We start from the raw sequence: 12,227 nt of genomic DNA on the forward strand, positions 1-12,227 counted from the left end.
GCGGCCGCCCCGGCGTCAGGGTTGCCCGCGCCCCCGGCAGGGGCGTGCCCCCGGCCCCCGGTCTGGGCTGCGGCCGGCCCGGCGCCGCCGTCCGGCGGGAGCTCGCCGTCACCGATCAGGGCCGTCTGCCAGCCGGCGTCGGGGCCGGGCGCGGCCGCCGCGGCCATCGCGGCCGCCTGACGTTCCTCCGCCGCCCTAACGGCGGCAGCCTCCGCGTCGAGCGCCGCGCGGTGCGCCACAGCGCGCAGGGCCGCGAGGACGTGGTCACGGTCCCCCAGCAGCCGGCGCCCCTGAGCGTCGATCTCGGCCGCGAGCGTCGCGTGGAAGTCGGCCACGAGCGGGTGGGCGTGATGCGCGGCAAGCGTGGCGTCGAGCTCCTCGAGCACGGGGCGCCAACCGTCGAACCTCGCGGTCACGGCCTCGAGCGCCTCCGCCTCAGCCTCCATCGCCCGGAGTTCCGCCAGCCGCCGCTGATGCCCGCGCGACGCGCCGGCGAGCTGGCGCGGTGACATGCCCTTCAGGGCGCGCTTGTCGACGTCGCGCTCGCGCGACGCGCGTCTGTTCCGCTCCAGCAGGGCCGTGGCCTCGAGCAGCAGCGTCTTGCGCAGCCTGTCGAGCGCGTCGGCGGCCCGACCGCGCTGGCCCACCGGGTCGGCGAGCTGGCGCTTCACGTCGGCGGCCCACACCTCGAAGGTGGTGGCGCGCGCGCCGAACGGATCGTCGCCCGCCGGCGGCCGCGCCCGTTCGGAGTCCACCTGCACCGCCAGGTCGGCCGCGCGATCCTTGGTGAACCCCGCCACCGCGCTCTGCCAGGCGGACAGGTCCGCGCGCACCTCACGCAGCAGCGCCGGCGTCGCCTCCGCCAGGCGCGACCGCGCCGCCTTGACGTCGTCCTGCCAGTGCTCCAGCTCGCGGCTGCCCGGGTACAGCTCCGCCAGGGCCTCCAGGTCGCGACCCACCTCCGTCAGGGCGCGGCGGGCCAGGGCCACGTCGGCCTGGAAGGCGGCGCGGCGCCGCGCCGTCTCGCGCGTGGCCACCAACCAGCGCCAGGCGCGCTTGAGGCCCGTCACGAGCGCCGCCAGGCCGGCGCGGAGGAGGCGCGTCGGGGGCCAACCGGCCAGCAGGTCGAGGCCGACGCTGGCGATCACCACAGCCGGCACCGCCGCGAGCGCGCCCCAGGCGCCACCCAGCCACTCCCTCAGGCCGCGACCCCAATCGCCTGCCGCCGCGGGCGACGCTGCCGCGACCACGCCCCACGCCCCGGCGACGAGCAGGAGGTAGCCCAGCGTCGCGCGCGGCCACCAACGCGGGCTGCGGCGCACGAGGAAGAGAGCGCCGAGGACCACGAACGGAAGCGGCAGGGCGTAGGCGCCGATGCCGAGACGCCCCGTGAGCGCGCGCCGCACCGTGAGCCCCAGCTCGCCCGACGGGAGCTGCGGCACCAGGACGCCGGCCAGGAACGCCCCGACCGTGAGCACGACCAAGCCCACCGCCTCGATGTCCAGGCGGTGGGTGGTGGGTCGCTTCTTGCCGGCGCGGGCTCCCCTCTTCACGCCCGCCAGTCTACCGCCCGCGCGGGCGCCGCCCGGAGAGCGCTCCGGGGTGCGGCGCCCCGGGCCGCGCCGCGAACCGCGCGACGCGTTCCAGGCGCCGGCGGTAATAACGCCGTAAGGCGCGGGATGGGACAATCGGGCCCATGAGGACGCCGGTCCCGACGAACCCAGGGGTGTGGCGCCGCCTGCGGCGACATTCGGGTCCCGCGCTGTGGGCCATCGCGTCCGTCGCCTTCCTGCTGGCCAGCTTCCGCCTGGGCGGGACGGGGCTCTGGCAGGGGTTCCTCCTCGCGACGCCGGTCCTCATCGCGACCGCCGGCCTCGGCTGGCGCGCTGCTCTCTGGCTCACGCCCCTCGCGCTCCTGATCCAATGGTCGGGGCAGCACCTGGGTGGGCCGGCCGCGAGCGCGGCGGACTACCTCCTGCTCCTGGCCGGGTTGGTGCTGGCCACGCTGGCCGGCGACCGGCTCTACCGTGCCTGGCGGCGCGTCGAGCGTAGCGCCCGACGGGCGGGGCGCCGCGCCAAGCTCCTGCAGGAGGCCACGGTGGAACTCAACCTGGCCGCCGACCAGGGGGAGCTGCTGAGGGCGGTCCCACGCCTGCTGGCCGACATCCTGCCGTTCGCGCACGGGGCCGTCTTCGTGCCGGAGGGGGCGGGACTCGCCGTTCACTCGGCCTGGCGCCTGCGCCTCGAACCCGGCTACCTGGTGCCCCTGGGAAGCATCATGGGCCGCGCGTTCCTGACGCGGGAGCCGCAGTACGCGCCCGACACGGCGCTCGATCCGGACTTCATCCAGGCGCCCGACGCCGAGGCCACGCGCAGCGAGCTGGCCCTGCCGGTCGTCGTCGGCGAGCACGTGCGGGCGATAGTCAACCTGGAGCACGCCGAGCCTCACGCCTTCGGCCGCGCGGACCAGGCCGCCCTGGCGGCGTTCGTGCGCATGATCGGCGAGGTCCTCACGCGGCTCGACGCCACCGCGGCGCTCACGCAGAACATCTCCGACCAGCAGTTCATGGCGCGCCTGCAGCACCGCCTCCTGATCGCGGAGACGGTCGCGGAGACGGCCGAGGCCGCGCTGGACGAGGTCATGGCCAAGTTCGACTTCGACGTCGGCGCCGTGCTCGAGCTGCACCACGCCCGCCTTCGCACGGTCGCGGTGCGGGGCAACCCCCCGCCCGAGCTCGCCTCCCGCGTGCGCGACGGCTTCGCTTTCGCCGGGATCCTCAGGCACGCCTGGGAGAGCCGGGAGCTCGTGCTCGCCGACGACCTCACCGCCGGCGGCGACTGGGGCAACGGCACTGAGGCGCGCGCCGTGGCGGCGCTGCCCATCGTCGACCCCACCGGGCAGGTGTTGGCGCTGCTGGCCGTCACCCGCTACCGCGAGCCGCTCCCGCGCTGGGACGCCCGCAGCCGCCAGCTGTTGGCGAGCCTGTCGGCGCCGCTCGGCGCGACCCTCGCCCGCTGCACCCTGAACCGGCAGCTCTTCGCCACGCTCGACGCCATCAGGCAGCTCAAGTCGGCGGACGGCCCCGAGGTGCTGTACCACCGCGCCGCCCAGGCCGCTTTCGACCTCGTGCCCAACGCCGAGGCGGTGTCGATCCTCGTTCGCCACGGCGAGCATTACCACTTCGAGGCGGCCATCGGCTACGACCTCGGCTTCCTGCAGGCGGAGGCGGGGCCGTTCACGTACGAGGAGAACCTGGCCTGGTACCACGGCGAGCTGGAGGACTTCGAGGCGGGCCACGGCCGCATCCTGCGCGGCGCCGAGATCCTGCCCTTGAGCAGCCAGGCGACGCAGTCGCCGGCGGCGACGAAGGAGGGCCGGGTGGCGGAGATGCGGTGTCAGCTGGCGGTGCCCATCGTCGACCAGGGCCAGGTTGTGGCGCTCCTCAACATCGACAACTTCTCTAGCGACGACGCCTTCGGCCAGGGCGCGCTGCGAATCGCGGAGGCGTTCGCGCAGCACGTGACGGTGGTCGTGCGTCAGGCGGAGCAGGTGGTGGCCCTCGAGCGCTCGGCCGTGACGGACGCCCTGACCGGCCTCGGCAACCGCGAGGGGTTCGAGCGGGCGCTGAAGCAGGAGCTGGCCCGCGCCCGCCGTTACGAGCACCACCTCAGCCTGGTGCTCATCGACCTCAACGGCTTCAAGCAGATCAACGACCGCTTCGGCCACGCCGAGGGGGACGTCGTCCTCCAGGACGTCGCGCGTGCCATCCGGGGCACGGCGCGCGGCACGGACCAGGTCTTCAGATGGGGCGGCGACGAGTTCGCCGTCGTGCTGCCGGAGGTGAAGCCGCACGAGGCCGCTGCGGCCGGCGCCCGCATCGCCGGCGTGATCGGAGCGCTGTCGTGCAAGGGCGTGAACCTGTCCGCGAGCTACGGCGTGGCGAACTACCCTGTCGACGGCCTCGACCGCGACGCCCTGCTAGAGTCGGCCGATCACAAGATGTACAAGGACAAGCGGGCGCAGGCCGGCGCCCAGGCTCAGGCGGCACCGCCGGCGTCCTCGCCCGCCGAGCCCGTCAGCTCCGCCGAGGGCTCGCTGGGCGCCGCACCCGCGAACGCCGGCCGCGTAAGCAGGTAGTCCTCCGCCACCACCTTGACGAGCGCGACGAGGGGCACCGCCAGTAGCGCCCCGAGGAGGCCCATGAGGCCGATCCCGGCCATGATGGCCAGCATCACGGTGACGGGGTGGAGGTTGGTGTTGCGCGAGAGGATGAGCGGCGAGAGCACGTGCGCCTCGAGCTGGTTGGCCACGAGGAAGACGAGGGCCGCGAGGACGGCGGCCAGTGGGCTGACCGTGAAGCCGAGCAGGATGGCCGGCGTGACGCCGAGGATCGGTCCCAGGTACGGCACGAGGTTGAAGACGGCGGCGAGGAACCCGATGGCGGTGGCCAGCGGGATGCCGATGATGCTCAGGCCGGCCCAGATCATCACACCGAGGACCATGGTGATGAAGAGCTGCCCCCGCAGGTAGCCGCCCACGGCGAGGTCGGCCTTGGCGCTCAGGTCGTCGGCCAGGTCGCGGTACCTGAGGGGCACGAAGCGCCGGAAGTTGGCCGCGAAGCGCGGGAAGTCGTAGAGGAAGTACGCGCCAGCAAGGAAGATCAGGAACACCTGGAAGGTGGTGGAGATGACGGCGGTGGCGCCCGTGAGGAGCAGCCCGGGGCCGCCCGCCACGAGCCCCTCAAGGAGCTTCCTCAAGCTCTCACCGAGTTGCTGCAGGAACGAGGCGACCTGGTCCTGGATCTGCGTGCTCAGCACGCCCGTCTCGTCCGACACACCGAAGCGGTCCGCCAAGAACGCGGGCAGGCGATCCCGGAACCCGGCCACCCACTGCTGCATCTCGGTGAGCCAGCGGGTGACCTGCTCGAGCGCGGTGGGCACCAGTTGCACGAACTTGCCCATCTCGATGAGTACCTGGCTGACGACCACGGACCCGAGCGCGACCAGCACGAGGAGCAGGGCGTACGTGATGATCACGGCCAGGGGGCGCTTGAGGCGGAGCCTGACGAGCCAGGCGACCACCGGGTTGAGGATGTAGGCGATGAGGAAACCGATTAGACCGACCTGGAGCGCGAAGGCGTAACCACCCCGCAGGCGCCACAGGATGAGGGCGAGGAGCGCCGTGGCGCCCACGTACGTCACCGCCCTGACCCAGACGCTGCGCCACACGATCTCCAGCGCGGTCGGGTCGGCCTGCTGCTTGGCGTGCCTCGTCTTCGGCGTCACGGCCGGACGCACCTCCTCGCCACTCATGGTCCCACGAACAGCGACGCGGCCGCCATGCGAACGGCCTCAGGCTCGAGGCCGGCTCCGAAGAAGGTGTCTGGCGCGGTCCAGACCTCGAAGCGGAGGCGCGGCTGGTCGCCGCGGCCGGCGACGGCCGCCTCGGTGCCGGAGTTGCCGGCGAAGCCGACGACCTGCCCGCGGTAGACGCGCGCGCCCGTGCGGATCCCGCCCTGCACGGCCGAGAGGTGCCCGTAGCGGAGGACGGTGCCGTCGTCGAGCCGCAGCCAGACCTGGCGGCCGCGCAGCGTGTCGAGCTGGTCCTCGTCGGCACCGCCGGCGGCCACGTCGGCCATGAGCACCTCCCAGGCGCGTGGGTCGATCTCGGTGTAGGCCGTGTCTGCCCGCACGACCTGAGCGGCCTGCGCGGCCACGACCGGGGTGCCGACCTGGATGGGGACCTGGGCATCGGCGCCGAAGAAGTCGAAGCCTTGACTCACGCCGTGACGGTAGGCGCGCGGCGCGCCGGGCAGGTTGTCGTCTGAGGCGGGAACGCGCGCGCCGGGCACGGGGAACCAGAGTCCGGCGGGTCCGTAGGCGGCGGCCGCATCGGGCGCTTGCTCGGTCCCCGAGTTCACGCCCGCGCCGGCCGGTGCCGCTCCGGCGGCGGCGCCGGGTCGCGCCAGCACCAGGACGGTCATGACGACGGCGTACGCCAGCAACCCGAGCAGGACGTACCAGCCCGGCTTGACGCCTGCCAGGAGCGACGCAGCGGCGGCGGGGCGAGTGCGCCTCACGGGCCGAAGTCTAGCACGCACCGAAAGGCGGCCAGGACGGGGTTCCGGGCGGCGGCGCGCGACGCGGAACCGCTCAGGTTCGCCGCGTCAACGCCAGGAGCAGCGGGTTGTGGCCGCCGTGCGCGACCTGGAGCTCGCGCGCCACCGTCCACGCCGACTGGCCGGCCACCACCTGCCGCGTCAGCTTGACCTCGTGGCTGAGGAGGCAGAGGGTGGCTCCGGGCGTGGCCAGGCGCGCGGCGGCCTCCAGCAGCCGCGGGTAGAGGCGGCGGTTGGCGGCGTGGGCCCCGACCGCGTCGCCCCACGGGGCGTCGACGGCGAGGGCGTCGAAGCCGCCCGCCGCGCCGAGCAGGGTCACGAACCGGTCGTCCGTCACGTCGCCCACGAGGAGCTCGCAGCGCCCCGCCACCCCGGCCGCCGCGGCGTTGCGCCCGGCGCAGGCGACGGCCTCGGGATCGAGGTCGAACCCGACGAGGCGCGCCGCCGGGCCGAGCAGGGCGCGCTCTATCAACAGCGTTCCGGAGCCGCACATCAGGTTCAGGTAGGCGCTGCCATCGCCCCCGCCGACCAGCTCGTTCATGACGGCGCCGACGGCCGCGTTCAGGCCGCCGGGTCGGTTGCAGACGCGCCAGGTCCGCGCCGAGGCGGGGCGCGGGGAGAGGCGGACGAGGACCTCCCAGCCGCTCGCGGCCGCGGCCGGGCGCACGCGCACCAGCAGGTCGCCGTCCGCCGGGTCGGGTTCGACGCCGACGGCGGCGGCGAGTTGCGCCGCGAGCCGCTGGAACGTGGCCGAGTCCGCGCCGGCGGCGGAGAGCCGCAGCCCGCTGAAGCGCGCCCCGGCGCCGACGCCCCTCACGGCGCCGATGAGCCTCCGAAGCGTGGCGTCCCCAAGCAGCGCCTTGGGGCGCGGCACGTCGAACGTCAGCGTCAAGTAGACGGCCAGGACCGTGCGCGCCGCGGCCGCGCGGGCCGCGGCGCCCCGCCCCTCGACGATGAAGCCGCCGGGCACGCCCACGGCCCGCCCGACACCGCGGCGCTTGAGCTCGGCGAGCGCCACCACCTCGGCGCCACCGGGTACCTCGACGAAGTAGCGTTCCGCCGGCACCCGGCGATGCTACCAGCGCGCGGCGCGGGGTTCAGCAACCCCTCACCATCGGCCTCAGCGGCAAGAGCGTCCGCTATAGTTGAGGTGTGACTGCAGCCGAGGCCGGTACTTCAGCCCGTCGGTCCGACGGCTCCCGGCGGTGACGGCGTCCGCCTCGAGCAAGTCGCGGCGGCGCGGCCCGTCGCGGCAGGAGCGGCGCGACTGGGTCACGGCCTACCTGTTCGTGCTGCCGGCCACGGTGCTCATCTTCGTCTTCGGGCTGTTCCCGATCGGCTACTCCGTCTACATGAGCCTCCACAACTGGCGCGTGCGCAAGGGGGACTTCATCGGTCTGCGCAACTACGCCGCCACGCTGGGCGACTGGTGGGGGGCCCTCGCCTTCTTCGGCGGCCTCGTGCTCATCATCGTCGCGCACTGGCTGTGGACGGACGCCTTCAAGGGGGGCCATGCCCGCGCGCCAACGGCGGCGCGCGTGATCGGGGCGCTCGTCCTGCTCTCCTCCGGCGTGTTCGTGGCGCTCGGCTGGCGCCTGATGATGGACGCAGGCAACAAGACCTACCTGCGGAGCCTCGTCAGGACCGTCTACTACGGCTTCGGGTCCGTCCCCGTCCAGATCGCCCTGGCGCTGGTGCTCGCCACCCTGCTGTTCCAGAAGATCCGGGGGCAGGAACTCTTCCGGATGCTCTACTTCCTCCCGTACATCACCCCGGCGGTGGCCGGCGCCGCCATCTTCCGCAACCTCTTCAGTCCGCGGGAGGAGCGCCTCGCCAACCAGGTGCTGGCGTTGGTCGGCATCCCGCCGCAACGGTGGCTGTTCGAGACGAAGCCGCTGTCGCAGCTCCTGTTCGGCGGCCTGTTCCCGAACGTCGACTGGAGCGGCTTCTGGGCCGGACCGTCGTTGGCGCTTGTCACCATCATCATCTTCGGGATCTGGACGTTCACCGGCTACAACGTCGTCATCTTCCTGGCGGGCCTGGGCGGCATCTCCAAGGAGCTGTACGACGCCGCCGCCATCGACGGGGCGGACCGCCGCCAGCAGTTCCGTTACATCACGGTGCCGCTCCTCTCGCCCGTGACCTTCTACCTGACGGTCCTCGGCTTCATCGGCACCTTCCAGGCCTTCACCCACATCTACGTCATGCGGGCGCCCGCCACGCGCGACGCGGTCGACACCGCCTCCATCGTGATCTTCGACACGTTCTACAAGCTGAGCAACTTCAGCCTGGCGGCGGCGCAGTCGGTGATCCTCTTCGTGATCATCCTGCTCCTGACCCTGCTCCAGAACCGGCTGTTCGGGAAGCGGGTGTTCGGTGCCTGACGCGCCGGGCCGCAGGCGGCGCGCCGCCGCGCCGGCGCCGACCACCGAGGTGATCGGCGGCGTCGAGCGGGTGGTGCGGCCGCGCGTCCGGGCCCCCTACCAGTTCGAGCTGTCGCACATCCCCATCTACTTCGTGCTGCTGGTGGGCGCCATCGTCAGCATCGTCCCGTTCTTCTACATGCTGTCGACGTCGCTCATGACGCTGGGCGAGACGATAAACCGCGTCCTGCTCCCCGCCTCGCCCCAGTTCGTCAACTACGAGGTGGCCTGGAGCGAGTCGCACTTCGCCCTCTACTTCCGCAACAGCGTGATCATCACGGCGTTGGTCATCGCGGGCGTGCTCGTCACGTGCATCCTGGCGGGTTACGCCTTCGCCCGCATCCGCTTCCCGGGCCGTGAGGCGCTCTTCGCGGTGCTGCTCGCCACCCTCATGATCCCCGGCACCGTCACCTTCATCCCCAACCTCCTCCTGGTCCGCGGCCAGATAATCCCCTGGGGCTCCTGGATGAACACCCTCCCCGCCCTCACGGTGCCGTTCATGGCGACGGCGTTCATCATCTTCCTCTTCCGCCAGTTCTTCGTCGGCATCCCGGGCGAGTTGTACGACGCTGCCCGGATGGACGGCGCGGGCCACCTGCGCTTCCTCACCTCCGTCGTGGTGCCCATGTCGAAGCCCGTCATCATGACCGCCACCCTCCTGTCGTTCGTGGCGAGCTGGAACGAGTTCCTGTGGCCACTCCTCGTGACCACCACGCCGAAGTGGCGCCCGCTCGGCGTCGGGCTCTACACCTTCATCTCGGAGGCCGGCCCGGAGACCCAGCTCCTGATGGCGGGGACGGTCATCACGGTAATACCGGTGCTGGTGGTGTACTTCTTCACCCAGAAGCAATTCACCGAGGGCATCGCCACCTCGGGCCTGAAGGGATGATCATGCCGCAAGCCGTCTCACCACCGCAGGGCGTTCCCGGGCGCGTCGCGTCCGTACGCGAAGTGGCGGCCTCCCGCCGCCACGCGAGGAGAGTCGCCGCGTCCGTCGCCGACGGCGCGAGAACAGTGGGAGCATCGCTGGAAGGAGCGAGAGTATGACGAGAAGGTTCTTGACCGTCTTCACCCTGGTGGCCCTGGCGTTGACGGGGCCGGCGTTCGCGCAGGACTGGGAGTCGGTCGACCCCAGCGGCCAGACGGTCACGTTCTGGCACCAGCACACGCGCGAGCGCGAGACCGCCCTCGACAAGATCGTGCAGGAGTTCAACGACTCGAACGAGTACGGCATCACCGTCGTGGCCGAGTATCAGGGCGGCTACAGCGACATCTACCAGAAGATGGTGGCCTTGCTCGGCACCACCGACACACCCAACCTGGTCGTCGCCTACCAGAACCAGGCCGCCACCTACCAGCTCGCGGACGGGCTCGTCGACATGACGCCCCTCGTGAACTCGCCGAAGTGGGGCATCTCCCCAGAGGACCAGGCCGACTTCTTCCCCGGCTTCTGGAACTCCGACATCTTCCCGAGCTTCGGCGGCGAGCGCCTCGGGCTCGCTCCCAACCGCTCGATGGAGATGCTCTACTACAACGCCGACTGGCTGAAGGAGCTCCGCGCGGCCGGCAAGATCGACTTCGACGGGCCCCCCACCACGCCGGAGCAGTTCAAGGCCGCCGCCTGCGCCGCGACGGGCTCGCCGTTCTCCGGAGCCACCGTCACGGGGGCGCCCATCGGTTACGAGCTCTCCGTCGACGCCAGCCGCTTCGCGTCGTTCACCTTCGCGTTCGGCGGCAACGTCTACGATTCGTCCAGCAACCGCTACACCCTCGACTCGCCCGCCGCGGTGGAGGCCATGACCTTCCTGCAGGGGATGTTCGCGGACGGTTGCGCCCAGCTCGTGACGGAGGCGTACGGCGACCAGACCGACTTCGGCAACGGCCGCCTGCTGTTCACCGTCTCCTCCAGCTCGGGTCTGCCCTTCTACCAGAGCGCCGTCGACTCCGGTGCTGGCTTCGAGTGGAGCGTGGCTGCCATACCGCACACCACCCCCGAGCCGGTGATGAACATCTACGGCGCCAGCGTCAGCATGCCGTCCGGCCACAGCCCCGAATCCACCCTCGCCGCCTGGCTGTTCCTCAAGTACTACACGGGCACCAAGGCGCAGACCGAGTGGGCCATCGCCAGCCAGTACTTCCCCGTCCGCAAGAGCGTCGCGGCGGGCCTGACCGACTTCTTCGACTCCCTGCCCCCCTACAAGACGGCGTTCGATCTCCTGCCTTACGGCATCTCGGAACCCAACGTCCCGGGTTACGACCCCGTGCGCGACAGCATCGCCGCCGAGATGTCGGCCATCGTCGACGGCGCCGACGTGACCGAGACCCTGCACATACTCAACGGCGAGGCGAACCTGATCCTCGACGACCAGCTCTCGCAGCTGCCCGTTCATTGAGCGACGGCGCCGCTGCACCGCTGCGCCGCTGCACCGGCCGGGGCGAGCCGCTGCGCCGCCTTGCCGCCGGGACGTGCTACCCGGCGGCACGCACCTAGGGCGTAGCCTGGACGGGTGCCCGCCGCCCTCTACCTGCACGTGCCGTTCTGCCCGAGCATCTGCCCCTACTGCGACTTCCACAAGATGCTCAGGCACGAGGGGCTGGTGGCGCGCTACCTCGATCGCCTCGAGGAGGAGGCGGCCCAGACCGCTAGCCTCCACCCCGACGCCCCCGCCACCGTCTACCTCGGCGGCGGCACCCCTTCGCACCTGACCGACCCGGAGCTGGCGCGCGTGTTCGGCGCCCTGCGCGCCGGGTGGGGCGACGCGATCGGCGCTGCCGAGACGACCCTCGAGGCGGACCCCCTGACCTTCGACGCCGCGCGCCTGGAGTCGTTCCGACAGCTGGGCGTGAGCCGGCTGTCCATCGGCCTTCAGTCGACCGACGACTCCACGCTGGCGTTCCTGGGCCGCGTGCACGACGGGGCGCAGGGCCTCGCCGCCGTCGGGCTCGCGCTCGCCGCCGGCCTGCGCGTCAACGTGGACGTCATCATGGCCGTGCCTGGCCAGGACCTCGCCACGGACCTGCAGCGGGTGTTGGACCTGGGCGCCAGGCACGTGAGCGTCTACAGCCTGACGATCGAGCCCAACACGCCGTTCGCGCTGCGCGGGGTGCGCGTCGACCCCGACGCCGACGCCGACGCCTTCGAGCTGGCGGCCGAGGTGTTGGCCGGGTACGGGCTCGAGCGCTACGAGGTGAGCAACTTCGCGGTCCCCGGCGAGGAGTCCAGGCACAACCTCGCCTACTGGCGCGGCGAGCCGTACCTGGGCCTGGGACCGTCCGCCGCCGCCTACCTGCCGGGCGGCGACTTCGGGGTGCGCACCAAGAACCCTCCCATCAAGGGCTGGCTCATGGGCGCGCCGGCGGAACGGGAGGAGCTCGGCCCGGACGACTACGTCCTCGAGCGCCTCCTCACCGGCCTGCGCACGCGCGAGGGGGTCGACCTGGCGGCGCTGGAGGGGCGGGTCGGCGTGCGGCTCGCCGACCTCGCTCCCGCCTGGTGGCACGACGTGCTGCGCCACGGCCTGGTGACGACCGACGGGAACCGCCTCCGGGCCGCCCCCGCGGGCCTGGAGCGCCTCGACGGCCTGCTGCGCACCTTCGTGCGCAGCAGGCTGGCGGTGGGAGCGCTACTCGGTTGAGGACCCGCGCCGGACCGCGCGCCGAGCGCGCCCTCACCGGCGACGCCCGG

General features: G+C 72.4%; 9 protein-coding genes. 5 read left to right on the forward strand and 4 right to left on the reverse strand.

Going from position 1 to position 12,227, the window contains the following annotated elements:
• Positions 1-1,553 (reverse strand): hypothetical protein (locus H3C53_01835; GenBank protein ID MBW7915420.1); only part of this gene is annotated, 1,553 nt, incomplete at its 3' end.
• A 143-nt stretch (positions 1,554-1,696) separates the two neighbouring features.
• On the opposite strand from H3C53_01835, the gene H3C53_01840 reads away from it, so the two are divergent.
• Positions 1,697-4,138: a diguanylate cyclase gene (locus tag H3C53_01840; GenBank protein ID MBW7915421.1), complete on the forward strand. Its 2,442-nt coding sequence runs from the start codon at positions 1,697-1,699 to the stop codon at positions 4,136-4,138.
• Here the strand turns inward: H3C53_01840 and H3C53_01845 are convergent.
• The 3 genes from H3C53_01845 to H3C53_01855 all read right to left on the reverse strand — a co-directional run bounded on the left by H3C53_01845 (position 4,039) and on the right by H3C53_01855 (position 7,185).
• Positions 4,039-5,286, reverse strand: a complete 1,248-nt coding sequence (locus tag H3C53_01845) for an AI-2E family transporter (GenBank protein ID MBW7915422.1) — start codon at positions 5,284-5,286, stop codon at positions 4,039-4,041. The genes H3C53_01840 and H3C53_01845 overlap by 100 nt on opposite strands.
• Positions 5,287-5,309: 23 nt before the next feature.
• Entirely contained in the window at positions 5,310-6,080 is a 771-nt protein-coding gene (locus H3C53_01850; protein MBW7915423.1) for a M23 family metallopeptidase, read from the reverse strand.
• Positions 6,081-6,153: 73 nt separating this feature from the next.
• Positions 6,154-7,185, reverse strand: a complete 1,032-nt coding sequence (locus tag H3C53_01855) for a methyltransferase domain-containing protein (GenBank protein ID MBW7915424.1) — start codon at positions 7,183-7,185, stop codon at positions 6,154-6,156.
• A gap of 139 nt (positions 7,186-7,324) precedes the next feature.
• On the opposite strand from H3C53_01855, the gene H3C53_01860 reads away from it, so the two are divergent.
• The 4 genes from H3C53_01860 to hemW all read left to right on the forward strand — a co-directional run bounded on the left by H3C53_01860 (position 7,325) and on the right by hemW (position 12,177).
• Positions 7,325-8,503, forward strand: a complete 1,179-nt coding sequence (locus tag H3C53_01860; protein MBW7915425.1) for a sugar ABC transporter permease — start codon at positions 7,325-7,327, stop codon at positions 8,501-8,503.
• Between the two features lie 178 nt (positions 8,504-8,681).
• The gene (locus H3C53_01865; GenBank protein ID MBW7915426.1) at positions 8,682-9,431 is read left to right on the forward strand and encodes a carbohydrate ABC transporter permease; all 750 of its coding nucleotides are present in this window, start codon (positions 8,682-8,684) and stop codon (positions 9,429-9,431) included.
• A gap of 154 nt (positions 9,432-9,585) precedes the next feature.
• Positions 9,586-10,935 (forward strand): ABC transporter substrate-binding protein, encoded by a 1,350-nt coding sequence (locus H3C53_01870; protein ID MBW7915427.1) that lies wholly within the window; start codon positions 9,586-9,588, stop codon positions 10,933-10,935.
• A 114-nt stretch (positions 10,936-11,049) separates the two neighbouring features.
• Complete coding sequence (gene hemW / locus H3C53_01875) at positions 11,050-12,177, forward strand: radical SAM family heme chaperone HemW (protein ID MBW7915428.1); 1,128 nt, start codon at positions 11,050-11,052, stop codon at positions 12,175-12,177.
• The last annotated feature ends 50 nt before the right edge of the window (positions 12,178-12,227 follow it).

The sequence above is a fragment of the Trueperaceae bacterium genome (assembly GCA_019454765.1).
In the GTDB taxonomy this organism is placed as follows: Bacteria; Deinococcota; Deinococci; order Deinococcales; family Trueperaceae; genus JAAYYF01.